Annotated in this window: 30 protein-coding genes; 19 read left to right on the top strand and 11 right to left on the bottom strand. The window is 39.3% G+C overall.

The window, feature by feature from the left end; translation table 11 throughout:
• The first annotated feature begins 27 nt into the window (after positions 1-27).
• The 3 genes from ACQV1I_RS21630 to ACQV1I_RS21620 all read left to right on the top strand — a co-directional run bounded on the left by ACQV1I_RS21630 (position 28) and on the right by ACQV1I_RS21620 (position 5,454).
• On the top strand, positions 28-669 hold the full coding sequence (locus ACQV1I_RS21630; RefSeq protein ID WP_116334929.1) for a hypothetical protein: 642 nt from the start codon (positions 28-30) through the stop codon (positions 667-669).
• 181 nt (positions 670-850) lie between these two features.
• The gene (locus ACQV1I_RS21625) at positions 851-1,939 is read left to right on the top strand and encodes a YheC/YheD family endospore coat-associated protein (protein WP_116334930.1); all 1,089 of its coding nucleotides are present in this window, start codon (positions 851-853) and stop codon (positions 1,937-1,939) included.
• A gap of 494 nt (positions 1,940-2,433) precedes the next feature.
• The gene (locus ACQV1I_RS21620) at positions 2,434-5,454 is read left to right on the top strand and encodes an EAL domain-containing protein (RefSeq protein ID WP_116334931.1); all 3,021 of its coding nucleotides are present in this window, start codon (positions 2,434-2,436) and stop codon (positions 5,452-5,454) included.
• A gap of 214 nt (positions 5,455-5,668) precedes the next feature.
• Here ACQV1I_RS21620 and ACQV1I_RS21615 read toward each other — a convergent pair whose 3' ends face one another.
• Positions 5,669-6,736, bottom strand: a complete 1,068-nt coding sequence (locus ACQV1I_RS21615) for an NAD(P)/FAD-dependent oxidoreductase (protein ID WP_116334932.1) — start codon at positions 6,734-6,736, stop codon at positions 5,669-5,671.
• A 193-nt stretch (positions 6,737-6,929) separates the two neighbouring features.
• On the opposite strand from ACQV1I_RS21615, the gene ACQV1I_RS21610 reads away from it, so the two are divergent.
• Positions 6,930-7,178, top strand: coding sequence for a YuzB family protein (locus tag ACQV1I_RS21610; protein ID WP_094700955.1), 249 nt, complete (start codon positions 6,930-6,932; stop codon positions 7,176-7,178).
• A gap of 84 nt (positions 7,179-7,262) precedes the next feature.
• On the opposite strand, the gene mqnE is transcribed toward ACQV1I_RS21610, so the two are convergent.
• The gene (mqnE, locus tag ACQV1I_RS21605) at positions 7,263-8,366 is read right to left on the bottom strand and encodes an aminofutalosine synthase MqnE (RefSeq protein ID WP_116334933.1); all 1,104 of its coding nucleotides are present in this window, start codon (positions 8,364-8,366) and stop codon (positions 7,263-7,265) included.
• A gap of 244 nt (positions 8,367-8,610) precedes the next feature.
• Between mqnE and ACQV1I_RS21600 the strand changes: the two genes are divergently transcribed.
• From ACQV1I_RS21600 to ACQV1I_RS21590, 3 genes are all read left to right on the top strand, one after another.
• Positions 8,611-8,826 carry an aspartyl-phosphate phosphatase Spo0E family protein gene (locus ACQV1I_RS21600; RefSeq protein ID WP_018673464.1) on the top strand — a complete coding sequence of 72 codons (216 nt, stop codon included), beginning with the start codon at positions 8,611-8,613 and terminating at the stop codon, positions 8,824-8,826.
• Between the two features lie 195 nt (positions 8,827-9,021).
• Entirely contained in the window at positions 9,022-9,378 is a 357-nt protein-coding gene (locus tag ACQV1I_RS21595) for a HesB/IscA family protein (protein ID WP_018673465.1), read from the top strand.
• A 158-nt stretch (positions 9,379-9,536) separates the two neighbouring features.
• Positions 9,537-10,280: a metallophosphoesterase family protein gene (locus ACQV1I_RS21590; RefSeq protein ID WP_116334977.1), complete on the top strand. Its 744-nt coding sequence runs from the start codon at positions 9,537-9,539 to the stop codon at positions 10,278-10,280.
• Positions 10,281-10,352: 72 nt separating this feature from the next.
• On the opposite strand, the gene ACQV1I_RS21585 is transcribed toward ACQV1I_RS21590, so the two are convergent.
• From ACQV1I_RS21585 to ACQV1I_RS21560, 6 genes are all read right to left on the bottom strand, one after another.
• The gene (locus tag ACQV1I_RS21585; protein WP_018673467.1) at positions 10,353-11,147 is read right to left on the bottom strand and encodes a DUF4247 domain-containing protein; all 795 of its coding nucleotides are present in this window, start codon (positions 11,145-11,147) and stop codon (positions 10,353-10,355) included.
• Between the two features lie 12 nt (positions 11,148-11,159).
• A complete protein-coding gene (locus ACQV1I_RS21580; protein ID WP_116334934.1) occupies positions 11,160-11,666 on the bottom strand; it encodes a DUF4178 domain-containing protein in 507 nt (168 codons plus the stop codon).
• Positions 11,667-11,678: 12 nt separating this feature from the next.
• A complete protein-coding gene (locus tag ACQV1I_RS21575) occupies positions 11,679-12,089 on the bottom strand; it encodes a DUF350 domain-containing protein (RefSeq protein WP_094700960.1) in 411 nt (136 codons plus the stop codon).
• Positions 12,090-12,192: 103 nt separating this feature from the next.
• Positions 12,193-12,858, bottom strand: a complete 666-nt coding sequence (locus tag ACQV1I_RS21570; RefSeq protein WP_094700961.1) for a PspA/IM30 family protein — start codon at positions 12,856-12,858, stop codon at positions 12,193-12,195.
• A 269-nt stretch (positions 12,859-13,127) separates the two neighbouring features.
• Positions 13,128-13,400 (bottom strand): hypothetical protein, encoded by a 273-nt coding sequence (locus tag ACQV1I_RS21565; RefSeq protein ID WP_140575608.1) that lies wholly within the window; start codon positions 13,398-13,400, stop codon positions 13,128-13,130.
• A gap of 136 nt (positions 13,401-13,536) precedes the next feature.
• Positions 13,537-14,559 (bottom strand): NAD(P)/FAD-dependent oxidoreductase, encoded by a 1,023-nt coding sequence (locus tag ACQV1I_RS21560; protein WP_051088612.1) that lies wholly within the window; start codon positions 14,557-14,559, stop codon positions 13,537-13,539.
• Positions 14,560-14,929: 370 nt separating this feature from the next.
• Between ACQV1I_RS21560 and ACQV1I_RS21555 the strand changes: the two genes are divergently transcribed.
• The 6 genes from ACQV1I_RS21555 (at position 14,930) to ACQV1I_RS21530 (ending at position 18,696) form a co-directional block, all read left to right on the top strand.
• Positions 14,930-16,129, top strand: a complete 1,200-nt coding sequence (locus ACQV1I_RS21555) for an NAD(P)/FAD-dependent oxidoreductase (RefSeq protein WP_116334978.1) — start codon at positions 14,930-14,932, stop codon at positions 16,127-16,129.
• An 11-nt stretch (positions 16,130-16,140) separates the two neighbouring features.
• Positions 16,141-16,395: a hypothetical protein gene (locus ACQV1I_RS21550; RefSeq protein WP_018673473.1), complete on the top strand. Its 255-nt coding sequence runs from the start codon at positions 16,141-16,143 to the stop codon at positions 16,393-16,395.
• A 123-nt stretch (positions 16,396-16,518) separates the two neighbouring features.
• Positions 16,519-16,995: an NUDIX domain-containing protein gene (locus tag ACQV1I_RS21545; protein ID WP_116334935.1), complete on the top strand. Its 477-nt coding sequence runs from the start codon at positions 16,519-16,521 to the stop codon at positions 16,993-16,995.
• 194 nt (positions 16,996-17,189) lie between these two features.
• Entirely contained in the window at positions 17,190-17,339 is a 150-nt protein-coding gene (locus ACQV1I_RS21540; RefSeq protein WP_018673475.1) for a YuiA family protein, read from the top strand.
• Between the two features lie 217 nt (positions 17,340-17,556).
• The gene (locus ACQV1I_RS21535) at positions 17,557-17,907 is read left to right on the top strand and encodes a YuiB family protein (RefSeq protein WP_236645890.1); all 351 of its coding nucleotides are present in this window, start codon (positions 17,557-17,559) and stop codon (positions 17,905-17,907) included.
• Between the two features lie 111 nt (positions 17,908-18,018).
• Positions 18,019-18,696, top strand: coding sequence for a 3D domain-containing protein (locus ACQV1I_RS21530; protein ID WP_116334936.1), 678 nt, complete (start codon positions 18,019-18,021; stop codon positions 18,694-18,696).
• A 118-nt stretch (positions 18,697-18,814) separates the two neighbouring features.
• Here the strand turns inward: ACQV1I_RS21530 and ACQV1I_RS21525 are convergent, their stop codons facing one another.
• Both ACQV1I_RS21525 and ACQV1I_RS21520 read right to left on the bottom strand, forming a co-directional pair.
• A complete protein-coding gene (locus tag ACQV1I_RS21525) occupies positions 18,815-19,603 on the bottom strand; it encodes an ABC transporter substrate-binding protein (protein WP_116334937.1) in 789 nt (262 codons plus the stop codon).
• A 27-nt stretch (positions 19,604-19,630) separates the two neighbouring features.
• Positions 19,631-20,104, bottom strand: a complete 474-nt coding sequence (locus ACQV1I_RS21520) for a divergent PAP2 family protein (protein ID WP_026315315.1) — start codon at positions 20,102-20,104, stop codon at positions 19,631-19,633.
• A 238-nt stretch (positions 20,105-20,342) separates the two neighbouring features.
• Here ACQV1I_RS21520 and ACQV1I_RS21515 point away from each other — a divergent pair, with 238 nt between their 5' ends.
• From ACQV1I_RS21515 to ACQV1I_RS21500, 4 genes are all read left to right on the top strand, one after another.
• Positions 20,343-20,732, top strand: a complete 390-nt coding sequence (locus ACQV1I_RS21515; protein WP_116334938.1) for a DUF309 domain-containing protein — start codon at positions 20,343-20,345, stop codon at positions 20,730-20,732.
• Between the two features lie 89 nt (positions 20,733-20,821).
• Complete coding sequence (locus ACQV1I_RS21510) at positions 20,822-22,318, top strand: leucyl aminopeptidase (protein ID WP_116334939.1); 1,497 nt, start codon at positions 20,822-20,824, stop codon at positions 22,316-22,318.
• A gap of 30 nt (positions 22,319-22,348) precedes the next feature.
• Positions 22,349-22,780 carry a CoA-binding protein gene (locus ACQV1I_RS21505; protein ID WP_116334940.1) on the top strand — a complete coding sequence of 144 codons (432 nt, stop codon included), beginning with the start codon at positions 22,349-22,351 and terminating at the stop codon, positions 22,778-22,780.
• Positions 22,781-22,794: 14 nt separating this feature from the next.
• Entirely contained in the window at positions 22,795-23,388 is a 594-nt protein-coding gene (locus ACQV1I_RS21500) for a sulfite oxidase-like oxidoreductase (protein ID WP_116334941.1), read from the top strand.
• A gap of 1,030 nt (positions 23,389-24,418) precedes the next feature.
• Here ACQV1I_RS21500 and ACQV1I_RS21495 read toward each other — a convergent pair.
• The gene (locus ACQV1I_RS21495) at positions 24,419-25,084 is read right to left on the bottom strand and encodes a hypothetical protein (RefSeq protein WP_116334943.1); all 666 of its coding nucleotides are present in this window, start codon (positions 25,082-25,084) and stop codon (positions 24,419-24,421) included.
• Positions 25,085-25,193: 109 nt separating this feature from the next.
• Here ACQV1I_RS21495 and ACQV1I_RS21490 point away from each other — a divergent pair, with 109 nt between their 5' ends.
• Both ACQV1I_RS21490 and ACQV1I_RS21485 read left to right on the top strand, forming a co-directional pair.
• On the top strand, positions 25,194-25,376 hold the full coding sequence (locus ACQV1I_RS21490; RefSeq protein WP_104032008.1) for a hypothetical protein: 183 nt from the start codon (positions 25,194-25,196) through the stop codon (positions 25,374-25,376).
• A 130-nt stretch (positions 25,377-25,506) separates the two neighbouring features.
• Complete coding sequence (locus ACQV1I_RS21485) at positions 25,507-25,806, top strand: YolD-like family protein (protein ID WP_116334945.1); 300 nt, start codon at positions 25,507-25,509, stop codon at positions 25,804-25,806.
• Positions 25,807-26,942: the final 1,136 nt, after the last annotated feature.

Genomic DNA, 26,942 nt, shown 5'->3' with positions numbered 1-26,942 from the left:
AATCATAACAGAAAGAGAAGATGATGAATGAAAAACCATAAATGGATGGGGCTTTTAACCCTTGGCCTTTTACTTGTCACCGGATGTGGTGATCCGACGTTAACAAATCCCTCGATACTATCGAATGTTGGTGCAGAAGAGACAAAATTAGAAGTTTCGAGCGAAATACCCAATGGGGCTCCAAAGCTAGAGCAACAGGAGAAATCGCAACCTACAAGCCAAACTTCATCTCCTGTGAAACAGACGGGTATGGAGAAACAATGGGATAAAGATATAATGCCAATTAATCCTAGTAAAGTGATTGGTATGACAATAGAGCAATTATTTGCGGAAAAAGGTGAAGGCAAAAAGGAATACGGTTATAATGCAGACGGAAAATTCCTATCTGCTATTGAATACAAGGAAACGTGGTTTCAATGGAATGAACCAGCGAGAGCCCAATATATTATAAATAATAACAAAGTAATGCAAATTACATTAACGTATGAAAAGAATACAAAGGTGCATGATCTAATCAAACAGATATCCAGTTTTTTAGGAGAGGGCGAACAACGTAAAGAGATAGGTGCTCCTTCTTCGTACTCTGCCCATTGGAAAACTGAAACGGCAATATTTGACCTACAGTATTTTGACACCTATACGGAGATTTACATCTTTCCTAAGCGTTAAAGGAATAACAAAAGAAATAGTAGAACAGGAACCTACCTTGCCCGTCTAATGAGGGAAAAGGGTAGGTTTTTTAGTATTGCATTTTTCTTTGTTGCTTGGACAATCATGTTACGTTTGGAATCACTTGAGTGTTGGTCTATTCATAATCTGATGATACCAAGGTTGAAAAAGGATGATGAGAATGGCTAACAGAAAGCTGATAGGGATCTTAACATGGAGAGAAAAAACGACGTTTAAAGAACCAAAATACTTTCGGAATTTGATCAATCAGGGGAAGGAGCTAGGGGCATCGGTATTTTTATTTTCGCATCGTGATGTATTCGTCAAGCAACGGCGAGTCAGAGGGTATGTACCAGATAAACAAGGAGGCTGGAGGAGCAAGTGGTTTAGATGGCCAGAAGTAGTCATAGATCGTTGCCGAACTAGGCAACCAGGATACTTATCCTTTCGGCGTAAAAAACATTTTTTGTATGCAAATAGTGTTTTTTCTAATAAATGGAATATAACAGAATATTTATGGACAGACAAAACCATGAGGAAATGGATGCCACGAACTGAATTTTATTCAGAAAAAGCCTTACAGGCTTATATAGAGGATTTTCCGATTGTTTATGTAAAGCCAGGCAACGGTACAGGTGGACGTAGTGTTCTCAAAATTTCAAAGATAAAAGGTGGCTTTTTGCTGATTGGGCGGAATAAGAATCTTCAGCATAAAACATGGCAAGTCACATCTAGGGATGCTATGGTCCAACGGGTCAATCTTTGGGTAGATCAGGAACTGATTCGAAATGGTCATTTTATGGTTCAACAAGGTCTTGATTTAGAATTGCTACCCGACAGACCAAGTGATACACGCTTATTAATTCAAAAAGATCAACAAGGAAAATGGAGTATTACTGGGTTAGGAGTAAGGGTTGGAGTATTGAACAGTGCTACCTCTAACTTGCATAACGGTGGTAGGGCTACTGACTTTACCATTTTCATGAACAACAGATTTGGTGAAGTCAAAAGTAAAAGGATTTTACATGAATGTCATGAACTAGCTTATTATACCGTTCAGAAATTAGAGGAAAAGTATGGCCGAATGTTGGAATTTGGTTTAGATATCGGGATAGATACATCTGGTCAAATTTGGTTAATTGAGGTTAATCCAAAACCGGGGCGTGATATCTTTTTAGGGATGGGAAAAGCAAAGTTATATAAGAAGGCAGTCCGTAATCCCCTAGCTTATGCCATGTGGCTTGCTGAGACTCAGAAAAACAATTCTTAGAAATGATAAGGAAGGAATCACGTACACTAGGGTGATAACGAACCTTAAGAAGGCAAGAATTACGACGAGATGAATAATTAGCTAAAGATAGCTACGGGAGTCTACTTATTGTGGAAACAGTGAGTGGAATCTGTAGCTTTTTTGGATTGTTATGATGACATAGGTAGCACAAACCTGCCTACTAGATAAACGATTATAAAGATAAAAATATTTTTAGAAGGAACATTATTATAGAATATATATTTGGTCCGAAATATATAATTTACTTATAAATATATAGGAAGAAAAACCCGTTTTTTTAAAACCAAGGCAGGAATTAATACGAAAAAAGTCGAATATCAAAGTGCTATTGATGCGATCTTTACTAGCCTTCAGAGTGTATAGAGTAAGTCTACTCTAGATAAAACAGATAGAGTGAATGGTAATGAGGAGTATTTGGGTGGATTGATTACATCCACATTCGTAGGAAAAGGTGTAAGGGTAGGAGGTAGCTCATGTCTGACAGAGATTATTATTCCCCGCAACAATTGAAGAACACCGAGCGTCTTCGCACCATTGGAGAGCAGGAGAGTCAAATTGCTAATTTACAAAAAAGTATAGCTCAAATGGAAAAAAAGCTACAGGAACTAACACAGCAACATAAAAGAATCTTTGAAACCTTACAAAATCAAATTTTTGCAGGTAAACGACAAGAGGATGGCTCTTTTGTTCTAACCTTTTCGGAAGGTACAATTGCAGAGGATTTAGGAGTTACGACAAAGGATGTAGAGGGTAAAACCATTACCGAAATTTTTCATCCTGATATGGCTCCCTTTGTTCAGCAAAAATTTGAGGAAGCTTTCTCTGGTTGTTGTGTATGGTATGAATTTGAGCAGAACAAACGCTTTTATATTACGCAAATCTCCCCCCTTTTGGAAGGCGATACGGTGACCGAGATTGTCGGCACAGTGTTAGATATTACGCAGTCAAAACGTGCGGAACAGAAAAAGGAACGGTATGGTCAAAAGTTTAAAACCAGTTTATCGATTCTGCCTCACGTCCTGTTTTCCTTTGAAAAACGAGAAGATAGCCAAATTACCGTTACGTTATTTGAGGGGGCACTTACTAAGAGGTTTGGAGTAGGCATGAAAGAGGGCCCCTTAGAAGATGTAATGCTACCTGATATGGTAAAAATAATGAAAAGTCACGTGGAGCGTGCCTTTTTACAGGATACAGTTGATTTTCACATTTCACTTGATAACAGGCTGTATCATGGACATATGAAACCAGTAATCATTCAGAATTGTGATACGATCAATCAAAAAGTGACAGAAATAGTTGGTTTTTTGACCGATGTGACTGAACAAAAACAAGTAGAAGAAATGTTACACGTAGTGACTCAAGGGATTACCAACAAGATGGGGGAAGAGTTTTTTCACTATCTGAGTCGCACATTGATAGATGTCTTGGAATTAGATTATGCATTTATTGCAGTACTACATAAGGATAAACCAGGTCGTGCAGTTACGATATCCATAAGTGATAAGCAAGCTTATTTAGAGAACGTCGAGTACGATATTGCTCATACTCCTACTGAGGAGGTGATTAGAGCTGGAAAAAGCTGTGTGCTGGAAGGTATACAACAAGCATATCCGCTCGATCAATCTCTTCGTTTCTTTAAAGTGGAAGCCCAGATGGGACATCTTTTATATGATTCTAATGGCAGTCCGATGGGGATTCTTGCCGTTTTGAGTCGCAAACCAATCACCAATCCAGGAATGATTGATTCCATGTTACATTTATTTGCGTCCAGAGCTTCTGCTGAGTTAGAACGCAAATTGGCGGAAGAGCAACTCATTAAAAATAATGCCATTTTGCGAGCTACACATGAATCGATGATGGATGGTATGCTAATTGTAAATGAATGGAATCAAATTGTGCATTACAATCGAAAATGTAGGGAAATGTGGAAGATACCTGAAAATGTGGAGCAACAAAATAATGCTAATCATTGGCTAATGTACATGTTGTCACAAATTAAGAAAAATCATCAGGCGACTGTACTTTTTGATCTTACTCAAGTGAACAAGCTACAATCTGACACAGTGGAGATTAGTTTCCATGATGGACGAGTCTACGAGGTCTATTCGGGACCGATTGATTCATCTCAGCAACATTATTATGGAAGAATTTGGATTTTTAAGGATATGACAGATCGCAAAAAAAACGAAGAAATGATGAGCCAACAGCTATTTTATGATTCGTTGACAGGGCTGCCAAATCGGGTATTGTTTGATGATCGTCTACTCTTGGCTATTTCTCAAGCAAAGCGTACAGAAAGTATGCTAGCTGTGGTCATTTTAGATTTGGATTGTTTTAAGGTATTTAATGATACATTGGGGCATGCCGCAGGAGATCAGCTACTGCAATTAGTAGCCGCTCGTTTGGCTGATCATATGCGTGAGGGTGATACTGTTTGTCGTTTGGTAGGAGATGAGTTCCAATTCATCTTCCCGGATATATCTAGTCTTCAGGATGTAGCTCATCTTTCACAAGAGTTGCTAAACAAGATCGCACTACCCTTCGAGATGGAAGGCCAGGATTTAACTATGACTTGTAGTATTGGTATTAGCTTGTATCCAAATGACGGAACCACACAGCTAGAATTAGTGAAAAATGCCAAGGCAGCTTTATATCGATCGAAAGAAAAGGGCGGGAACATCTATCAACTGTATACGCCAGCTATGACGAAGAGTGCTTTCCAGAAGCTGACTCTCATGCAGGATTTACGCTATGCAATTGATCGTAATGAACTTTTTTTACAATACCAGCCTCGTTATGATTTAAGCTCAGGGGAACTAATTGGGATGGAGGCACTGGTGCGATGGGAGCATCCTAAGTTAGGACTGATTTCACCAGGTGATTTTATTCCGTTAGCTGAAGAGATGGGCTTCATTGTCACGTTGGATGAATATGTTCTAAAAGCAGCATGTATTCAAAATAAGAAATGGCAACAAGCCGGATTAAAGCCAGTACGAGTAGCTGTCAATATTTCTCCAGTTGAGTTCCAACAGCGTAACCTCGTTGCAACTATTGCCAAAGTTTTGCAAGATACCGGTCTTGCGCCCCAATATTTAGAGGTGGAGATTACGGAGGGTGTCACTATGCATAAGGTAGAGACGGCAATTACTACCTTGCATGAGCTTAAGGATTTAGGCATTCATTTATCTATTGATGATTTTGGGACTGGATACTCCTCGCTTAGCTACCTGAAAAAATTTCCAGTGGATACTCTTAAAATAGATCGTTCCTTTATTCGTGATATTACAGTTGATCCTGATGATGCAGAGATCGTTTCTTATATCATTGCGTTAGCTAGGAGTTTAAAACTGAATGTAATTGCTGAAGGGGTAGAGACAGAAGAGCAGAAGAGCTTCTTGACGGAAAAGAACTGCTATGAGATGCAGGGATTTTACTTTAGTCCGCCGCTACATACAAATGATTTCGCTAGTTTATTGGAGACTGTTAGTAAATAGCGAATGCATATATTGGTAAAGGCCAAAAACCCGGTGAATTTGTATTATCCGGGTTTTCTTTTTTACTCCTCCAAGATACAATTTGACGATTTAATCTAATGTAATAGTATAAATATTTTGATATTATATAATGGAGTTTAAAGATGCGGAAAGACAAACAACCGCTCTTTTAAAAAATCAGAACGGTCGTAAATCCAAAATTCATTTTGTGAAGCTAACCTAAGTGGTTTTTATACATCCAAAGGACACCGCTTTTCATCACGCGCGGCATTTGACCCACAAGCGACATTTTGCCCATTACGCCAAATCCTTCTTTTTTGCCGAGAGAGCCTAATGTTCCTTTTAGTTTAATATCGGGCATTACAGTAGGATAACCTTCGCCCTTCATTTCATGTTTTAATACCATGGCGATTTGTTCTCCCTGCATCTCAGAAAGCTGAGCGCTTGGGGCATATGGCAAGCTCGCGCTATCGCCTACAACGTATACATTGGTATAGTCGGGAATCTGGTGATAAGGATTGAGGATTGCTCGTCCGCTATTATCATGGTCGATAGGAAGATTGCGTACGATGCGATTGGCTTGAATACCTGCTGTCCAGACAATAACATTGCTTTCCACAGGTTGATTGTTGTTATAAACAACACCATCCTCAACACAGGTTACATTGGCCATATTAATAAGTTCAACGTCATTTTTAATAAACCATTCGGAAGCATAATCTTGTAATTTTTTTGGGAAAGGGCTTAAAATGCTTGGCCCACGATCCATTAATCGAATGGTCAGATCCGGACGGCTTTCCCGTAATTCAGCAGCAATTTCCACACCGCTTAAACCACCACCGACAACGGTAACTGAACCGTATGGGTTAATATTATTGATCGCTGCATAAGCGCGACGAGTAGAGCCCAATGTTTGAATGGAATGTGTGTGTAGATCGGCTCCCGGAATATTATGATAACGATCCTCACAGCCCAATCCAAGAATGAGCCAATCGTATTCTAATTCTTCTTCATTTTCAAAATGGATCAAGCGCTCAGTTAGGTTGATGTCAATAACTTCTCCGTGTTTAATCTGTAAGCGTGGGTCGCTTGGAAAGGCCACTCGCACTTTGCTTTCTGGTTCCGTTCCGGCTGCTAACGCGTAGTATTCGGTTTTTAATCCGTGGAAAGGCATTCGATCTACTAGCGTTACCGTAACGTCTGTAGGCAAATCAGGGGTAAGTATGTGTTCGATGATGCGTAGGCCCCCATAGCCACCACCTAAGATAACTAGTCGTCTCATAGGAAGTCTTATCCTTTCTATGCCATATTTAAAACGGTTCCATTTTAATTAATGGAAGTGCAACAGAAACTTTTAAACGCATAAGGAAAATGATATAATTTGAAGTCGTCCCCAATCATTATAACTCTACCGTCGGTTTAGGTCGAGTTCCAATATTCACATAACTGCAATAATTTTTGAATAGGAGGGACCCATGAAAGCTTTAGTGGAATTTTGTTCAAGTAATGTCATTTCCTATACCAAACCAGTCATGGAAGCGTTAGAAAATGATCCTGATTTGGATGTGGATGTGGTGGAATATGGCTGTTTAGGACATTGTGGCGAATGCTATATGCAGCCCTTTGCATTGGTTAATGGAGATTTCATCACAGCGGAAACGACAGATTCACTTATGACATTAATTAAAGAAAAAATACAGGAATTTGTCCAAGAATGGCAATAATAGGGCGATGGATGTCAATTAAAAAGAAGAACGCTTGTTGAGAAGCCCACAGAGTGGTCAACTTCAATCAAGCGTTCTTTTTTATTAGTACTCTTTAATCACGTTATAGTGTGTGTCTCGTTCAACAGCAACTTTACCTGCACCTTTAATTAACCAGATTAGGTCTTCCTTGGTAATCCCTTGGTCAGATAAAGCACCAGCAGCATGGCTGATACGTTCTTCTACTAGGGTACCGTGAGCGTCAGAGGCACCGGCACGCAAGGCTAGCTGAGTTAATTGTGTACCGATATTAATAAAGTAGGCTTTAATATGATCTACATTATCTACCATGAGACGGCTAATCGCAATCGTCTTGATATCGTCCATCGCAGAAGTACGGCGTCTAATACCTGCTGTAGCTTTCATTGGTTGGACCGCTAAAGGGATGAAGACCTGGAAACCATTTGTCTCATCCTGTAATTCTCGGATACGTGACATATGAATTAAACGCTCTTCTTTAGACTCAATGGAGCCGTATAGCATTGTACAAGGAGTTTGCATACCAAGTCCATGTGCTGTGCGATGTGCAAGTAACCAATCGTCTGTGCTTGCTTTCTCAGGACTCATTTTAAGGCGATAGCGTTCGGTTAATATTTCGGCTCCGCCACCTGTCAAACTCTCAAGACCTGCATTCATCAATTCTTTTAGCACTTCTGTCATGCTGATTCCAGCTATACGACTAAAAAATTCGATTTCGGCTCCGGTATAAGCTTTGAGAGCTACATCCGGATATGCCTTCTTTAAGGTACGAAGTGTCTCGACATAGTATTCAAAAGGAACATGGTTGTTATGGCCACCAACGATGTGGAACTCACGAATGCCATCGTTAAAACGAGTTCCTACATAGTGAAGTAATTCCTCTGAACTCATCGTGTAAGCGCCGTCTTGATCCTGATCGCGGCGGAAACCACAAAAGCGGCATTTAGCTTCACAAACATTGGTTGGATTAATGTACATATTTTGAACAAAGTAAACTTTATTTCCATTTATACGCTCATTCACCAGATTAGCAAGTTGAGCAATACTAAAAACGTCGTCTGATTCGTAGAGAGCCAGACCATCTTCTATGGTAAGACGCTCTCGATTTATGACTTTTTCAGCAATCGACGCTAGCGTTTTATCTTGCGTAGCTATTGTTAGCAAAGACATATTTTCAACTCCTGAATAGTTATATAATACGCAATTCAATAATCGTTCCATAAATTAAAGTATCTCTATTATAAGCTTCTTTGATAAATGCAACAACCTTCTAAGTTTTTACTGTGACAAGTTATAAACTTGACAAGAACACACAAAATTGTACAAAATATACAGAACAAATAGTGCCTTTTGTTTGCAGAGGGTTTTATTCTAAAGTAAAATGTGAGATATAGCTACATGAGGGGGAGAGAAAATGCGGGAACAATTACTCGAAAAAATGGAACTCCTTCGCCAACAGATGGTAGAAATTGGGACTAAATATGGATTACATCACCCAGAGGTATTACGTTGTAGCCGGGAGATTGATTTGTTACACAACCAGCTTTTACAAATGGAAAAAGAAGTAACCTTCTACAATGAAAAGCCTTTTCACCTTCATATATTTGAGAATCGAACCCATTTCGCTTGAGGTTTTACACTATACACTTCGAGGACGGCGTTTTACAGGCGTCGTCTTTTTTATTTTGTTTTCATTTTCGAAAATTCTTACTAATGGAAGTGCATCGTTACCTTGTTGCCTTATATAATTCTTTGTATACTTAAGGGAAGCTGTTTTATAATAAACAAACAGCATTTTATAATTGTTGATCGAGGAGGGAATGGCATGATCAACTTCACACCTCAAGCAAGCGCTAAAATTCGTGAATTGCTGGAAGCGGAGAATAATCCTAATATCTTGTTGCGTGTTGGCGTGAGAGAAGGCGGATGTAGTGGGTTTTCATATGGCATGGGAACGGATGAATCAACGAACGAGGGCGATCAGATTTTTACCTATGAGGGCTTTAAAGTAGCGGTTGATGCCGAGAGCTATAAATATATTGAAGGACTCGTAATTGATTATAAGGAATCCATGATGGGCGGCGGATTTACTATGGAGAATCCGAATGCTGTTGCTTCTTGTGGATGTGGTGCTTCATTCCGTACGCGTGATTACGAGGGAAAAGCTGAAAAATGCGAGTAAGCGCTTTGAACTAACAAGCAAGCTCCGCAATCAGAGAGAAGGCCTTCTTGCCTTGTGTAGGGGAATTCATACATGAGCGAGAGGCTTCTCTTTATTTTTAGCTACACAAAAAATGGAACAAGTAAGTGGTTAATTGAATGAAAGAGGGAGGAGAAGACGTGGAAAGGATAGCCGTAATCTCTGATATTCATGGAAACATACCAGCATTGAAAGCGGTGCTAAAAGACATAGAGAAGCGTGGAATTCAAGAGATTTATTGCTTAGGAGATTTGGCTGGAAAAGGACCTGAACCAGAAAAAGCGGTCGACATGATTAAAGAAAAGTGTTCGGTTACAGTGCGTGGCAACTGGGATGACTTCATTGGAAATCCTACAGAGGATGAAGCGTTTCTTTGGCAACAACGTCGTTTAGGAGAAGATCGCATTCGTTATCTGAATACCCTGCCTTTTTCCTATGATTTTTGGATGAGTGGCAGATTGATTCGTTTGTTTCACGCTTCCGCAGATAGTGTCTTCCATCGTGTTCGGTTCACCTCACCATTGGAGGAGCGTCTAGCTATGTTCGAGAATACAGAAGCAACAGGAAATAGGGAACATACACCTGATGTGGTCATCTACGGAGATGTGCATCATGCATTTATCCAAGGATTAAAAGCAAAGTCGTTATGCAATGCCGGAAGTGTTGGAAATCCTCTGGATATGACACAACCTTCTTATATGGTATTGGAGGGTGAATTACATAAACAACAACCAAGCAGTTTCTCCATGTCAATCGTGCGTGTTCCTTATGATGTGGAAATAGCTATTCAAGTGGCGATTGATGAGGATCTGCCAGATGCTGAACTAGCTGCTTATAAAAAAGAATTGCGTACTGGGCGTTACAGGGGATTACCGGATGAATAACAAAAGGACCCAAGAGAAGGTTTCTCTTTGGGTCCTTTTAAGCTGTACATAACTATTGTATACGCGGAAAAATCATCGGCGCCGCTTAATACTTCCAAATCCCTTTTTAACCTTTGGAGGAGAATTGGTGCGTGGACGGTCAAACATGGAGGAGTCCTTTTTGGAAGACGAAGAGCCGCCAAACCATGAACTGCCTCCGCTGTCACTTTTAGAATCTCTAGTGATTTTACCCTTAGATTTAGTTGTGTCAGCGTCAGATTTCTTAAAAATACTATCGTCAGAGGAAGACGATTTTCCACTATTATCAGAAGAACGGCGTAGGATAGAGCCCTTGCCTTCTGTAGTAATAGGAGCAAATGTCTTTTTCTCTTCTTTTGAGGGAGTATGGTAATCTGTCCCTGATTTATAGATATCCCGACTAGAATAACCACGATAGTTTCCTTGTCCTTTGTATTTTATGGAATCAAACAGATCACCTAATACGGAGGCAAGGAAGTATCCTTCTAGGAAAGACATATTATAATTTTTTTGAACGAATTCTTTACTGTCTACTTCAATTAAGGTATCGCTTGGCTTGGCTTCATCTTTTTGTAGATGATACCATTCATCGGAGTAGATAAGAAACATGTGGTCTAGATCTTCTTTAGAAATTTCCTTAGGCTGACGCTTTTCAGCCAGCTCCTTGGCAACCTCAGGAACCGTTTTGTCCGTCGCGCGATAAATGCGAGACGATTCGGCCCCGTTTTTCGTAATCTTCTCTAGTGGATAGGATGACCCTACCGACTGATCGGCGCAACCAGTTAAAAGCCCGGCGACCAGAGAGAGGACGAGGGTTGTCTTTAAGAATTTTGACAATGCTTGCCACATGAGGCCTCCCCCCTACACTCCCCGGAGTACTTTCACATCAGCGGGGATGATAAATTCTCCTTCATACAACATAAAGCGTCCGTCTTGCCATTCGATACGAAGCAGCCTGCGATTGTCGGATTGGAATTCCCAGACATATTGCTCACCATCCGTAGAAAATGGTGTTTTTCCTTGTGCGGTCATTTTCCCATCATATTGCTCTTCCAAATGGTATTCAATATCATCTAATTCAATAATAGTTGGAACCTCATCAGGAGAGTCGAGTCGACCATCAATTGGAGTGTACAATTCATAATTGGTTTTCTCACGTTCTTCAATTTTCAGATAACGTAGGGTGTTCCCATCCTGTAAGGTTAACATAATTGCGTTTCGTTTCGGATTGCGAGTACGTCCTACAACTTGGTAGGTAACGAACGAGACTTCCACAATATCGCCTTGTCCCACAGTTAAGATACTTTTTTCAACAAGGGGAGTCTCAGGCTTTTTTAGGATATTTTTGACACGTTGAAAAAAACTCATTTGCAATTCCTCCTACAGTAGGCAAGCGGCGATGATAAAGGCACCGGTAATATGGAGTGAGCCAGAAAAGAGCGCATGGGCTACTTTTCCTTCCCGTGTTCCTTTATTTAAGTCAAGACCTGCTATCTGGTATACGCCAAATTGAACGATTTTTTCGAGAACAAATAATAACACAAAAGATACGACAGAAACGAGTAGTCCCTGAATTAAATCGTTAGATATAGATAATGATTGCGATAGTATATAACCTTGAGCAAGCAATTTCATAATAAAGCGAGTTGAAACGGCTACATTTCCTCGCTTAATCTCTTCCATGTCCTTATATTTTGTGAATAGGGTATCGATCCACATCAAGAGGCATAGCAAGAGAGCGCCTGAGGCAGTCCAGACGATCATTCGTAAAATATTCATGTCTCCGAGCATTCTAAACCTCCTTTATCATTTTGACGCATGATGCGCCTAATATCCAGTGAAAAAACGTGGAATAAGTAACAGAAAGAAGAAAGGGGGGACCGCATAAAGCGGCTTACCCCTCGTATTTTTTTAATAGCGCAGCTAGTTCATCTTCTACTGCTTTATCTTTATGCAATTGAGCAATTTCATCATCTAGCGAGGTTTGCTTTTTGTAAATTTCGCCACTTGCTTCAGCTTCAGCTTCTAGTTGGAGTGCACGATCTTCCATGCGTTTGAGACCAGCCATTGCTGTATCACTGTTAAATCCAGCCATGCTCTTGTTGATATTTTTTTGAGCGTTTGCTGCATTCACACGAGCTACTAGTGTTTCACGTTTGTTTTTCAATTCAACTACTTGTTTACGCATTTCTTCTAACTTTAAGCGTAAGTTGTCAGCGGCTTCTTTATTTTTTGCATAGCTCGCTTTGTATTCTTCCATTTTTACAGTAGCTGATTTCTTCTCTTCTAATGCACGACGAGCAAGATCAATGTTTTGAGCTTGAGCGGCAATGTGTGCTTGCTCTTCACGCTTTTGAACCAATGCTTCCTGTTCTTCATAAAGCAACTTGAATTTTTTCTCAAGAGCGATTTGAGCAGCTACAGCTTTCTCAGCATCCTCTAAATCCTGCTGCATATCACGTAGATATTGGTCAGTCATTTTAATTGGATCTTCCGCTTTTTCAATTAGAGCATACAGGTTAGACATAGTTAAATCACGTAGACGTTTAAAGAATGACACAAAGCATTCCTCCTTGTTAGTAGCAACATATTGGGTTAGGCCCCAGAGGCCCTAGCATTTCAGCGCTTATACTCTGTATTACGTCTGGAGACGAGAGAAGTTTCATTTAGTAAAAAAAGAATTTGTTACTAATTTGCATGAAACCAGATAAGACGTTTACAAAAAGCTTCTACACGCTGTTCCTTTCTTATTTTACTCGAAATGGAAGGTAAAAAAGAAGTAAAGAATAAGCCGATATTAAAAAAAGGCACAAACTCAAATGAGTGTGCCTAATCCAAGTGAACCGAAGTTATGCTCTGCTCCTGCACGGGTACTATTTTCGAGCATCCACACTCTGTACAACTACATATATGTAAACAGAGCTGGGGAATGAAATCAGCATATCCGTTTGATTTTTTACTATCGTCAATGGAGACATACGGACTGTAATCCCCTTGATAATCGGATAGTTTCCCTTTGTCTTGAAAATAGCTACGGCAGTTGGGACATCGTTCTAATAATTCCTGGAATCCATTGCAAATCGGACAAATGGAGTTGTTCATAACGCACCTCCTAGAAATAGAGTGTGCGAGCTTGCGAAACGTTATGCAAAAAAAACCCTTCTCAATAAAGGGAAGGGAAAAAAGTGTGTGAATTAACAATGTTCTGTCTATATCGATAAGCGGTTTTTGAATCTGTTTACAAATTCATACTGGAGGAGTGTCCAGGTTGAAGCTTGGCATTAGGATTGATATAGGCAATCGCATTGTTAACAGCCGTAGGAGCTTCTCCAAAACCAACTGCAATCAGTTTTACTTTGCCCGGGTACGTAGCAATATCGCCTGCCGCATAAATGCCAGGAACACTAGTCTCCATTTTGGAGTTTACAACAATGGAGTTTTTCTCTAGTTGAATTCCCCAATTTTTAATGGGTCCTAAAGATGAAATGAAGCCGAAGTTCACAATCACATCATCCACTTCGATCTCAGTTAACTCTTTGCTTGTGCTATGTTCAATCGTAAGGCTAGTAATTCTTCCTTGGTCGGATTGGATGGAGGAAAGCTCATAAGGAGTTAGTACGTTCACCCGAGAAGCCATCATGTTCTCTACACTATGCTCATGTGCACGGAATTTATCGCGACGATGAACGATATGTACTTCTTTCGCAATCGGCTCCAGCATCATTGCCCAATCGACAGCGGAATCTCCACCACCAAATAGGACAACACGTTTATCTTTAAAGGCATTCAAATCAGTAACAAAATAATGTAGGTTTGTTTTTTCAAAGCTCATGGAGTCGGGATGCTCCAGACGTCGAGGTTCAAACGCACCAACTCCTGCTGTAATAATAATAGCTTTTGAGTAATGCACCCCTTTGTCTGTAGTAATTTCTAAGCTTCCATCTGCTTGCTTTGCTACATCTTCAACCTTTTCTTCTAAGCAAATGGTAGGGTTAAAATGAGAGATTTGTTTTTTAAGTCCATCTACCAATTCTTGTGCGCGCACTTTTGGAAATCCTGCTACATCATAAATATACTTTTCAGGATATAGCGCGCTTAATTGTCCACCTAATTGTGGCATGCTTTCGATGATTTTCACGCTCGCTTGACGCATACCGCCGTAAAAAGCCGTAAACAAACCAGCGGGACCCCCACCAATAATTGTTAGATCGTATACCTGCTCATCTCGTTTTAATGAACTCAAAGTCCCATACACCTCCATATTCACTATAAAAATGCTAAGCCACTTTCTATTATATACAGCGAAACACCTGAAAAAAAAGAGAAAGTATGATTCAACAACATTTTAGAGCAAAATTCGGCAATTTTGTGTCAAAAACCACTTGCAAAGCTCGAAAAATGTCTCTATTATTAGTTTGTGTTAGTGAAATATGTGCATTTTTTCACAGATATTTGATCTTTTTCACTGTGACATGCTTAATTTTCACTGTGATTTTTTGAGATAACCACTATTGCTATTATTTTCTTATGATGCAGGGAACAGTATAGATACTATCTTTTATCGTGAAAAAAAACACATGATGCAAGATGATTTTGAAAAAATCGTAATGAGAGATGGAAGGAGTTTACCCATGAGTACACCAAAGATTCTAATTCTGGGGGCAGGCTATGGCGGCGTTACTACCGCTTGTGAATTGCAAAAAAAACTAAATCATAATGAAGCAGAAGTGACTTTAGTCAGCAAGCATGATTATCACTATTTAACAACATGGCTTCATGAGCCAGCAGCAGGTACAATGCCAGCTAGTCGAGCTCAAATTTTCCTAAATGAAATCATTGATAAAAATAAAGTAAATGTGATCAAAGGTACGGTTGCAAACATTTCTGGTGAACAACAAAAAGTAACGCTTGAAGATGGAACGGAACTAGAATACGACTATCTGGTTATTGGTCTAGGTAGTGACCCAGAAACATTTGGTATTGAGGGTCTTAAAGAAAATGCACTTACAATCCGTAGCATCAATGCGGTTCAAAAGATTAAAGAACACATTGAATATATGTTTGCTTCTTATAATAGCGAACCAGAACGTACAGATTATTTGACGTTCGTGGTTGGTGGAGCAGGGTTCACAGGAATTGAATTCTCAGGTGAATTGGTAAACCGTATCCCTGAGCTTTGCCGTGAGTACAACATTGACCCATCTTTGGTGAAAGTATATAGCATTGAAGCAGCTCCAAGTGCATTGCCTGGATTTGATAAGGATCTAGTAGACTATGCAATGAATCTATTGAGTAGCAAAGGTGTTGAATTCAAGATCAATACACCTATTAAACAATGCACGCCAGACGGTGTTATCTTAGCTACAGGCGAAGAGATTAAATCTAAAACCGTTATTTGGACAGGTGGGGTTCGTGGGAATTCCGTTGTTGAAAACTCCGGTTTTGAAGTAATGCGTGGACGTGTTAAAGTAGATGAATTCATGCGTGCTCCTGGTTATGAAAACGTATTTGTCATCGGAGACTGCGCATTGGTATTCAATGCTGAAGGTCGTCCATATCCACCAACAGCTCAAATTTCTATTCAAGAGGGCGAGAACGTATCCCGCAACTTGAAAGCTTTGGTTCGTGGTGAAAAACTAGCGATGGTACCTTTCGTACCAAATTTACAAGGTACTCTTGCTTCTCTTGGTAAAGGTGAGGGAATGGGTATCATCTTTAATAAGAAAAAACTATTCGGATTGTCTGCCGCATTGATGAAAAAGGGTAGTGACGTTCGTTACCTTTACAAAATCGGCGGTATTGGAATGATCTTGAAAAAAATTCGTCTCTAGGAGAGTAGCGAATGCGCCATGCTAGTGTACAGGTAAGAGGACTTCTTACACGCGAAGAGTTAGACCGATATAATGCGCTTATGGACGTCGGGGCATATCTGGAGCAACAGGAACGTTATGATTTGTCCTACCACATTCAAAGCGAAGTGGATCATCTGATAATGCCCGCCATTGAACGTTTAAAAGAAAAAGGTCGAGAGCGTGATCAGGAGAATCTGCGGTACATGATTGACCATGGTTTATTGGATATTCATGAGGAAGAATAACCATAGCTCGTAATAATGAGGACGGTAAGCCCTCCTATCTCTTTGTAGTTAGAAAGAGATAGGAGGGTTTTTGTTTTGGAATGATAGCGTATATTAGAACAAGGGAGTAGATAGGAGGATGCAATGAGAGAATCTAAGGTATGGATTGCAGCTGGTGGTATCGTAATTAAAGGTGATGAAGTTTTAGTTGTAAAGAAAACATATGGTGGATTAAAGGGGAAATGGTCTTTTCCTGCTGGTTTTGTAGACCCAGGGGAAACAGTGGATGAAGCGGCAGTGCGAGAAGTGTTGGAAGAGACGGGTATAGTTGCACGTGTACGTCAAGTTGCAGCCTTGCGTACTGGCGTTATTCGTGAGGAAATTAGTGATAACATGATTGTATTTCTGATGGATTACGTTGAAGGTGAGCCACAGCCTCAAGCAGGTGAGATCGAGATCGCTACTTTTATGCCCATTAATGACTTGCTTATAGACCCACTTGCGACAGAGTATATTCAGATTATCTTGCCTCAAATTCCCACCATGTCATCCTATCTAGTAGGAAAAACATATGAGCCTAATCCTATATTTGGTTATTCAAGTTATAAGATTTTTACCTAAATAGATGTACAAGATGTCGAGATTGATGGAAATAAGCTCTGAAATAATCAGAAAAAACCTGATGGTCCCGCTTACATCAGGTTTTTTGATTCTTTTTGCAAGAAAATAAAGGTGGAAATCCCTCAGAAATGCTGTTATCATTTTAAAAACTAAATTATCAGAAAATAAAAGAAAACGAAATGGAGAGAGGAACAATGAGGAAACATACGGAAGAAGCATGTCCATATTGTAAAGGCGAGGGATACTTTCATGTAGCAGTTGGTGGAACGGAGAATTGCCCAAGCTGTAAAGGCAATGGAATGAATATTGAACTGTATAAGCAATTAGAACCAATCCGATCATAAGCATATTAGAGAGTAAAATAATAGGTAGAATGGAAGAGAGTATTGATGGAAATTGAGTGGAAAATCCTGAAGTAGCCCACGACATCTTAGGATGCAGGGCTACTTTTTTCATTGGGGTGCGAGTAGGGACAACCTTTGCTTTGCTACTACTGCCAGCCTTTTTCGAACCTAGAGAAGCCAGAAATTTGATAAACATTTGCTTTAGGAAGTTGTTTAATTGACCGTTAAAGCACTTTTGGATACACTAAAGTCAGAATATAAACCAAATTCGGAGGTATCTCCTGTTATGTTTATGGCATTAAACCCAATAACACTTATCATCTCTGTTGTGTTATTTAGTATTTTAGGCTTTGGCATCGGCTTTATTTTAAATATGCTTTTAAAAACGACATGGCTTCCTTTTGCGCTTACCATTGGACTAATTGGTTATGTAGTAATTTCCCTCATTGTAAAAGATACGCCACCATCTATTTGGGATTATCTTGTGTTGTATGCCGGAATCGTAGGTACTTTTGCTAGTGGCTGGACGATTCAAACCTTACGTAAAAAAGGGTATCGGATGTTTTAATGGATAGCATCCCTTGAGAAATCAGGGGATGTTTTTTTGTGTTCTAGTAAATAATGTATATCCTCTCTCACTATTGGAAATGACTAGATGATGAGAGGAGGCAAATAAAAGATGAAATGGGTACGTTTTGTGAGTTTACTCACGATTAGTATGGTATTCCTGCTTGGTGCTACGTCACACGGCTATTCTTCTACCATCATTGATGCAGGAGGCACCACCAGTTCACTTGGTTTGCACGAGAAAAAAGAAGGCTACAAAATGATCAAGAAAAGATATGTGCTTTCAAGCTCCATGACAGAAACAAATATGGACACACAAAAGGACAATCAATCGCAGAACAACAAATTAGGAAATAGAATAAATAAATCAGACGAAACAGCTATTTTAAACCAATATCCTAAGGTACGGGTCGTGGCTACTGGTTATTATGCAGGTGTAGAATCAACTGGAAAAAACCCAGGACATCCCTCGTATGGTATTACGTACTCTGGTATAAAGGTACATCGTGGGACGTACTCCACGATTGCTGCTGATCTTCATATTTTCCCGCTTGGGACGGTATTGTACGTTCCTGGCTATGGTTATGGAGTAGTTGCCGATAAAGGTGGAGCAATCCGTGGTAAGAAGCTGGATTTGTATTTTAATACAAAAAATGACGTATACAGCCAGTGGGGTAAGCGTGAAGTAGAGGTCTTTGTTATCCATCGTGGAAAAGGATTTGTAAATGAGGAAATGATGAAGGCCTTAAATAAAGATGGTGTAGAAGCTTTTGCAAGAATCACGAATTAACAAGAAAAAAGACCTGAGGCATTCATGCCAGGTCTTTTTTCTTGTTACTAAAGGCTATAAAAAAGTTCATATTGAGATAGTTATGGCTTTGTTGGAACTGAAGAGCAACAACTATCGCCTAGTCTAATAAAGTGCCTAGAGAAGGATGAAGGATTTTCACTAGCTGTTCCAATCCATCCAATAATCGCGGAGAGGGGCGACAATATAGTCCTTCTTCTAAAATATGTACGTTATTATTGCGTATGGCAGTAATCTGTTGCCACTCTGGTCGATCTGTAATCATAGAAGACTTTATTCTTTTGATCTCGATTCCACACCATACCACCATGATATGATCAGGGTTTCTCTCTGCGACTTGATCACGGTTGGTTTTTACATTATCAGTATTGTAATCAGCAAACACATTTGTGGCTCCTGCTAATTCACTGACATTAGTTAGCCAGTTTGTACTGCCAGGTGTATATAATGGATTGGGCCACCATTCCCAGTAAAGGTTAGGACGCTCACTTACATTCTTGGTTAGCATGCGAATTTGCTCGATCCGTTCGATAAAATGTGTAGCTACCTGTTCTGCTTTCTCAACCCGATTGATTGATCTACCCACCTCACGAATATTTTCTGCGATATCTGTAATGTGAGCAGGATCAAGAATAATGTAAGGAAGATTGCGTTTCTTTAATTCTTCGATATTCTTCTCCATACCAGGGACACTGAGTGATGCAATTACAAGATCAGGTTGTAGAGCTTCGACTTTATCCATATCAATATTCAGGTCTGGTCCGACCTTTGGAAGGTGTTGCCATTCTAATGGCCAATCAGAATGATCATCAAGTGCAATAACGTGTTCACCTGCATCCAAAGCATAAAGAATTTCAGTATTACTTGGGCAAATCGAGATAATTCTCACATCTACTTCCTCCCCATGTGAGTATGTTTACCAGAATGGACGTAGGCACAGTGAGACAATAATACCTAACCAACCACCCATAAACACCTCGATTGGTTGATGACCTAGAAGCTCTTTTAACTTTTTCGTTTTTTCTGTGCGCGGATGTACTTTGAAGGTTTTCATACCTTCCAGTAAATGATTAAATTCCTCTACTAGCTTATTTAATACAACAGCTTGCATGCCAGCATGGCGACGAACACCAGTTGCATCGAACATAACGATGACGCCGATGATGGCTGAAATAGCAAAGGCATTGCTGGATAAACCCTCTTCAAGGGCGACAGCAGTAGAAAGTGCGGTGACGGCGGCGGAATGGGAACTGGGCATGCCCCCCGTGCTGAACATCAGTGGCCAACTCCATTCGCGGGTCGCCAGATAATTCAAGGGGATTTTGATGAATTGGGCCAACCCAATCGCCAAAAGCGCCGACCACAAAGGGAAATTGTCTAAGATGGTCATGCAGATATTCCGTTCCTTTCGTATAGACTTAATCCTACATGTTATTGTAACAGAAACTGAATATATACTTCCTTAACTTTTTCTTACGGATGATAAAGATTGCGCATTTATCTTGTAAATATTATTTACAACTTCATAAGCTCTAACTAGAGGAAGATTCTTGCACGATAAGATAAAAGCAATTTGAACATTTCCATGTATGATATGATGTAAGAAAAAAAGTACGGGAGGGAGCACTATGCAACAGCGATATCCCGAGCAATATATTCAATTTTTTATTAAATTTAATCAACGTGAATTTTATGATTGTCATGATCTATTGGAGGACATTTGGATGGAGCAAAAAACCAATAAGTTTTTACAAGGTTTGCTCCAAATGGCTGTAGGCTTGTATCATTTGGAATGTGGAAATATAAAAGGTGCACGTTGGATGTTTACGAATGCTCATAAATATTTAAAAGCATATTCACCACAATATTGGGATTTGCCAGTGGATGAGGTACTTCTCTATTTAGAGAAGTGTCTGCAAGCCTTGCCTTCTTCTGAAATGATTCCGTATGATGAGGTGAATAAACTGGAATTCCCCTATCGTACATTTCAGTTGGTGACGAAGGGGATCACAGATTAGAACAGTATAATAGAAATAAAATGGCACGTATATCAAGTCTAAGTGATAGTAAGATATAGGGTGTACATTCAAGAAACGAGGGTACAGCATTGATACATATTGAAGCAAAAAATCCTTCTTATTTGGAAAAAGGAACAGATTATTTCATCCTACCAATTTATCAGAATCAAACGATACATACACAGGAATGGAATGAGCTAGATGCAGTATTCCATCAGCAAATGTCACATATGCTCCAAACAGGCGAGATTAGTGATCAAAAGGGCAAAGTAACCATCCTACATACATTGGGACAATTGACAGCCACTCGACTCGTATTTCTAGGTATGGGAGAAATGGCAGAGTTAGATTTTATCTCCGCACGAGATGCGTTTGCTAAAGTCGTGCAACAGCTCAAAATAGAAGCATCTGAGAAAAGCCTTGCCATCCTATTGACGGAGCAAACCAATCTCGACGTAGAGCGCTTGACCCAAGCGGTGGGTGAAGCCTTTTTACTAGGAACCTATGCATATGAAGGATACCGAGCGATTCCAAAAAACAAACCTTCTTTTCAAACAGTAGAAATTGTAGTCAATGAAGAGCAAGAAGCTAAAGCAGAAAAAGGATTGCAGATGGCACAAGCATTTGGCACTGGTACGAATCTAGCTCGTACGTTAGTGAATGAGCCTGGGAATTACTTACCTCCACATGAATTAGCACAAAGAGCGATTGAGGTAGCAAAACGTTATGGAATGAGCTATGAGCTTCTGGCAAAAGATAAGCTGGAAGAGCTAAATATGGGTGGCGTCTTATCTGTCGCGCAGGGCAGTGCCGAATTACCGTATGTGGTTGTGGTCAAATACCAAGGGAAAGAGCAGTGGGAAGATGTCATTGGCTTAATTGGAAAAGGGGTAACCTTTGACACAGGTGGTATCTCGATAAAGCCGGTAGCTGGAATGGAAGAAATGAAAACGGATATGGGTGGAAGCGCAGCGATGATTGGAGCTATGGAAGCAATCGGACGCTTGCAACCGGCTGTTAATATCATGATGGTAATTGGATGCGTGGAAAATATGCCTTCTGGAACGGCGTTTAAGCCAGGTGATGTAATAACTACGATGAGCGGGAAAACGGTAGAGATTATCACTACTGATGCAGAGGGTCGATTGGTATTAGCAGATTGTATCACGTATGCGAAGCAGCAAGGTGTCTCTTGCCTAGTGGATTGCGCAACGTTAACAGGTGGGATCGTGGTTGCGTTGGGGCACGTTACAACAGGATTAATGACCAATAATCAGCAATTGGCTGATGAGATGTTCCAAGCTGCTGATTACTGCGGAGAGCGTTTGTGGCAGTTACCAACGTTCCCAGAGTATCGCGAATTAAATAAAAGTCATGTAGCTGATCTAAAAAATTCAGGTGGAAGATATGGTCATGCAATTATTGCTGGTGTATTTCTGCAAGAGTTTGCTGAAGAGACTCCATGGGTGCATTTAGATATCGCTGGGACTGCATCTCAGAGCAAAACGACTCCATTAGGACCAGTAGGTGCTACCGGTGCAATGGTTCGCTCTATTGCTCAATTTTTGTTACAACGCACCAAGTAAGGTGTTCATAATATAAACGAGGTGAAAAAGATGGCATTTACAAATCCAACAAATGACGAGCGCAGAAAGATTTTGGAAGAGGCAAAAACGATTGCAGTTGTAGGATGCTCTAATCGAACAGATCGTACGAGCTATATGATTGCCGAGGCACTGCAACATGCAGGATATCACGTAATCCCAGTCAATCCAATCATTGCAGGGGAAACGGTGTTGGGTGAGAAAGTGATTGCTTCTCTTACTGATTGTAAGACTCCGGTTGACATTGTAAATGTGTTTCGTCGTAGTGAAGACACTATGTCCGTTGCTGAAGATACCATCAAGATGGCTCATAAGCCTAAAGTTTTTTGGCTACAGCAAGGAATTTATAACGAAGAAGCGGCTCAGCTGGTAGAAGAGCATGGCATTACAGCTGTTATGGATCATTGCATCAAGGTAGACCATGCCATTTTGGTACGGAAATAAAGGAGCGATGACATGTGTTTTATGGATTAAGCCGTGGATCAAAAGATGATCGCGTTCCACCTAATCAAAAGGTAACGACAGGCTTTCCTGTGCTTCATTATGGTAATGTGCCAGAGTATAAAGACTTGAGTCAGTGGGATTTTCGAATTTTTGGAGCAGTAGAGGAAGAAAAGACGTTAAGCTTTTCTGAATTTAAAGAGCTACCTATAGGAGAAGTAAGCAATGATATTCATTGCGTGACAGGCTGGTCCAAGCTAGATAATGTCTGGGAGGGTATTCCTGTAGAGGAAGTAGTGAAGTTGGTTACCATTAAGCCAGAAGCTAAATACGTGATGCTCCATGCTGAAGAAGGTTGGACGACCAACATGCCATTCGATGATTTTATGACAAAAGGGAATTTATTTGCGTTGAAGCATAATGGTGAGGAGTTGACACCTGACCACGGCTATCCGCTTCGATTTGTCATCCCGCATCTTTACTTTTGGAAAAGCGCAAAGTGGGTTCGAGGTATCGAGTTTTTGGAGAAGGATAAGCCAGGATTTTGGGAGAAGAATGGCTATCATATGTATGGGGATCCATTTAAAGAGCAGAGATATGCATGGGATTGATGGAGATAGGGGCGGGAAACCGCCTCTATTTTTTTAGAGTGGCTACAATTATAAAAGTGAAATTCAAATAATAGGTTCCAAAGGAGAGAAAAACCAAGTGAAAACTCTTCCAAATTGGTTTTGGACTATATATTACTTATTTTTGTTAATAACATTAAGAAGTGCTATATCCAGTCTTGTTAAAAAAAAGGTTTTAAGAATAGTATCTAGTTTAACAATTATTTTTGTGTGTACTATTCCCTTTATAGGTTTAATTCATGAGATTGAAAGACAAGAAGGGTTAAATGAGTTTGAATATTTAATCGATCAATTACAACAAGGAGAGATGTGGACTATTTATTCAATTTTAGGATACATATACATACTTGTGTGGTGGGGGCTAATAATCAACAAAAAAAAGACTAATAATGTATATTGAAATGTACACTTAACGATACAGACTAATAGCTATGCTAAACAATACTGGATAGCTGTAGATGGGGAAAGGCCCCCCACGCGCTTGACCTATAAACCATGTTAAAAGTGATCAGGATAATTAGTTAGTCTACGGAAAAGCTCTAGAATTGTTCTAAGGCTTTTGTTGTGTGTAGGTTTACAATGTAAAATCATCATCTGTTAAAGAAAAGGCTGAAACTAACTCTTCATTTTATGTCAGCCGACACATTTGCATTATACGAGAATAAATTTTATAAAACAAAAAAATAAATTGAAAAATATGTAATTAATTATGGCGTAATTTGTAAATTTTTAAAAATATATTTTCTTTTTTAATTTTTATAGGAAAGAAATATAATCTCTTTCGTTATCAGTTTGTTTTGTAGGTGTAACGAAGCCTTAAATCATTTATATACACAATAACCCCCTAGGAAGCCCTAGAGGATTAATTTTATTTAAACAACTATAACTATTTCCTAATCATGAGAGAACCCTCCTTCGCAATGTTGGAGGGCGTTTTTTAGATAAGGTATAAGTTCACTATGCTGTATAAGTAAGTGATAAATTAGTTCGGAAAATTTCGAATAATACTCCTTTAATAAACCTCATATTCGAGCTGTAACTTAACAGGATCGTAATGATAAACAACATCTCCAAAATCGGTTGAAATTCTTTGTTTAATATCACCAGTTCCATACACAATTGCTTTTGTATCACCTTTTAATAAATCGTAATCTGTATCACCATTTACAAATTCATTTCCATACCCATATTCTTTTGCTTTAATCTTTGCACTTACTTTACTAATATATCTAAAAGAACCATCGCCTTTAAGAGTGAAGTTCGCTGTTAGGGTAACTTTTGTGGAATTTACAAGACTAATATAGGTGTGCTCTTTTTCTCTAGTTACTTTTGTTGCTTTATCAACAGCTGCCATCATCATCTTACGGTCTGTTTCTATAAATTCTTCTCCTTCTTCAGATCTAATGCTTTCAAGAAATATTTGAAGTTCCTCAGGACTATCGACTTTTATAGTACTACCTCCAACTTCTTGGTCATCAGCACTTTCAAGATGGTATTCCTTCATTAGTTGTTCAAAGGTTTTCTCGTTCCCTTTAATTGAATCTAATTGTTCTTCTGTGACGTAATTTGTCATGTCAATTACGTCTACGTTTTTTTCTTTTGCTTGTGCTTGATATGGAATTGATACAGAGAATGCTAAAGAAAGTGCTAAGAAAGGTGCTACAACTTTTTTGAACATTTAAAAACATTCCATTATTTGGTATAATTCCTATACAAGATTGTTTTATCATAATTTTTCCTGTAAGTAAACATTTATGGAAAATATTCCGGAAAAAGGGGTTATTCAGTTGGAATTTAGCGTTATTTCTTCATTATATCAATTATTTTTCTTGTTTCTGATAGTATTCGTGATTGTGTGGATATATAGATTTTTCTCTCAGAAATTTGGTAGAAAACACGATGAAACAATAAAAATGTTGCAAAAGGTTGTTGATTTGCTTGAAGAACAAAACAAGAAAAAGAAAGAGTAGTTATTTTTTACAATAATTGTTGGGTCTACTGCTGTCAAAGCAGGTGGACCTTTTTTGTTTTATCTACTGCATATTCTCCATAATATCTAATTAGATAAGAACACAAGTTGGTGTTTGGAGAGATGTTTTGATGGCTAGCAAAATTCTTGATCCACTTGTAACGAAATTTATTTTGCCAGAGCATGCTGAGATGCTACGACAATTTCATGAGGATAAGAAACTAATTGAGAAACCGATCATTGAAGAGGATGAGCTAGCCGAGTTTTGTTATAGAATATCTGACTCACATCAGTATGACTACGCATTAACAATTAGCTGGTGGAAAGAAACAAAAGAGGGTAGAGGAGTAATTGAATCAGCTTGGGGATGGGTAGAGAAGTTTGATTCAACGGTTAAGCAGATCAAGCTAAAGAATGATGAGGATTTTTGATGGATACCCGTAGAAGATGTCGTTAGTGTAGAAGCCTAAGTAGTGCATCTACAACTACATAGAATGTATTGTTGTGGGAACAGGGATACAGCAAACACCCCCGCCATTGATAACCTGGCGGGGTGTTTACATCTCCCAAAAGTCGGTTTGCTTCACAGTTGGATCTACTTTGCGTAAGGCGTCCAATATCTTTTTAGCGGTTCTCATCGTTGGAAGCTTTTCATCATTGGAGCAAAGTTGTCCAATTGTATCTCTGTTGTTAACCTTTGAAGCCGAAGAAAGCCACTCCTGTTTCATTCCACGTCGATCGAGATATTTTCCAAGGTTTGTTCTTTTTTTTCCTAGTCCAAATATTTATCTACCAAATCTTTAATTTTTGTTTTTCAAATATTTTCTAATTATCAAAACTGCTATTACGATTAAACCTACCCATATTACGACTCCAGTCCAAATTTGGAATCCAAACGAAAACATGGTAACAACCCCCTTCAGTTTCAATGATTTGCATTATACATTTTTTGGGGGGTAATTTCATAAAAAAATTTTTTAGTCTAGTTTTGGCAATCGGATTATTATTACCCGCAGCGTTACCAGGAACGGTTTCAGCAAGCAATGTATCAAGTTCTGAACACACTACAATCAAAGCTCAGCTCGAAGGTGTCTTGACAGTTAAGGATGTAATCAACGAAGAGTATCAAAAGTACATCGCAAATACAAAGGGGAGTTTAGCATTTATGAGGAGGTTCGTGCTAGCGCAAACTTTGGCGATGGTGCAGTTGATATTGATGAGTTTGACAGTTCTAAGAGTAAAGGATACAAAGGTATTCAGGTTAATAATGTTCTAAAAGAGCTTGGGAGGTTGTAAAACTTAAAAACTTATCTCCAATTGCCAAGCCTGACAAATGATACCGAATGGCAACATGAACACCCTTTACCTTTGGGCCCGGGAATATAATCAGATGGTTGAACCGTCCCATACTAACATCTTCCAACTCCCTTCTACCAACCTTCACCGAAACTATTTTTAATGCTGTAGATTGATTCGTATTTAGACTCGATGTTGGTATTTCAAAACCCGTTCCGATATAACCTAAAAGGACAGAATTGATAAATGTTTCTTTGTGTTCTTCTGAAGG

The organism is Brevibacillus sp. JB24b (assembly GCF_051713385.1).
GTDB lineage: Bacteria > Bacillota > Bacilli > Brevibacillales > Brevibacillaceae > Brevibacillus_B > Brevibacillus_B laterosporus.
This window is presented reverse-complemented; position numbering and strand designations above follow the sequence as displayed.

Excerpts from the sequence above, each read along its gene's own strand:
- ACQV1I_RS21630 (WP_116334929.1), top strand. The coding sequence starts at position 28 with ATGAAAAACCATAAATGGATGGGGCTTTTAACCCTTGGCCTTTTACTT.
- ACQV1I_RS21625 (WP_116334930.1), top strand. The coding sequence starts at position 851 with ATGGCTAACAGAAAGCTGATAGGGATCTTAACATGGAGAGAAAAAACG.
- ACQV1I_RS21620 (WP_116334931.1), top strand. The coding sequence starts at position 2,434 with ATGTCTGACAGAGATTATTATTCCCCGCAACAATTGAAGAACACCGAG.
- ACQV1I_RS21615 (WP_116334932.1), bottom strand. The coding sequence starts at position 6,736 with ATGAGACGACTAGTTATCTTAGGTGGTGGCTATGGGGGCCTACGCATC.
- ACQV1I_RS21610 (WP_094700955.1), top strand. The coding sequence starts at position 6,930 with ATGAAAGCTTTAGTGGAATTTTGTTCAAGTAATGTCATTTCCTATACC.
- mqnE (WP_116334933.1), bottom strand. The coding sequence starts at position 8,366 with ATGTCTTTGCTAACAATAGCTACGCAAGATAAAACGCTAGCGTCGATT.
- ACQV1I_RS21600 (WP_018673464.1), top strand. The coding sequence starts at position 8,611 with ATGCGGGAACAATTACTCGAAAAAATGGAACTCCTTCGCCAACAGATG.
- ACQV1I_RS21595 (WP_018673465.1), top strand. The coding sequence starts at position 9,022 with ATGATCAACTTCACACCTCAAGCAAGCGCTAAAATTCGTGAATTGCTG.
- ACQV1I_RS21585 (WP_018673467.1), bottom strand. The coding sequence starts at position 11,147 with ATGTGGCAAGCATTGTCAAAATTCTTAAAGACAACCCTCGTCCTCTCT.
- ACQV1I_RS21580 (WP_116334934.1), bottom strand. The coding sequence starts at position 11,666 with ATGAGTTTTTTTCAACGTGTCAAAAATATCCTAAAAAAGCCTGAGACT.
- ACQV1I_RS21575 (WP_094700960.1), bottom strand. The coding sequence starts at position 12,089 with ATGCTCGGAGACATGAATATTTTACGAATGATCGTCTGGACTGCCTCA.
- ACQV1I_RS21565 (WP_140575608.1), bottom strand. The coding sequence starts at position 13,400 with ATGAACAACTCCATTTGTCCGATTTGCAATGGATTCCAGGAATTATTA.
- ACQV1I_RS21560 (WP_051088612.1), bottom strand. The coding sequence starts at position 14,559 with ATGGAGGTGTATGGGACTTTGAGTTCATTAAAACGAGATGAGCAGGTA.
- ACQV1I_RS21555 (WP_116334978.1), top strand. The coding sequence starts at position 14,930 with ATGAGTACACCAAAGATTCTAATTCTGGGGGCAGGCTATGGCGGCGTT.
- ACQV1I_RS21550 (WP_018673473.1), top strand. The coding sequence starts at position 16,141 with ATGCGCCATGCTAGTGTACAGGTAAGAGGACTTCTTACACGCGAAGAG.
- ACQV1I_RS21545 (WP_116334935.1), top strand. The coding sequence starts at position 16,519 with ATGAGAGAATCTAAGGTATGGATTGCAGCTGGTGGTATCGTAATTAAA.
- ACQV1I_RS21540 (WP_018673475.1), top strand. The coding sequence starts at position 17,190 with ATGAGGAAACATACGGAAGAAGCATGTCCATATTGTAAAGGCGAGGGA.
- ACQV1I_RS21530 (WP_116334936.1), top strand. The coding sequence starts at position 18,019 with ATGAAATGGGTACGTTTTGTGAGTTTACTCACGATTAGTATGGTATTC.
- ACQV1I_RS21520 (WP_026315315.1), bottom strand. The coding sequence starts at position 20,104 with ATGACCATCTTAGACAATTTCCCTTTGTGGTCGGCGCTTTTGGCGATT.
- ACQV1I_RS21515 (WP_116334938.1), top strand. The coding sequence starts at position 20,343 with ATGCAACAGCGATATCCCGAGCAATATATTCAATTTTTTATTAAATTT.
- ACQV1I_RS21505 (WP_116334940.1), top strand. The coding sequence starts at position 22,349 with ATGGCATTTACAAATCCAACAAATGACGAGCGCAGAAAGATTTTGGAA.
- ACQV1I_RS21495 (WP_116334943.1), bottom strand. The coding sequence starts at position 25,084 with ATGTTCAAAAAAGTTGTAGCACCTTTCTTAGCACTTTCTTTAGCATTC.
- ACQV1I_RS21485 (WP_116334945.1), top strand. The coding sequence starts at position 25,507 with ATGGCTAGCAAAATTCTTGATCCACTTGTAACGAAATTTATTTTGCCA.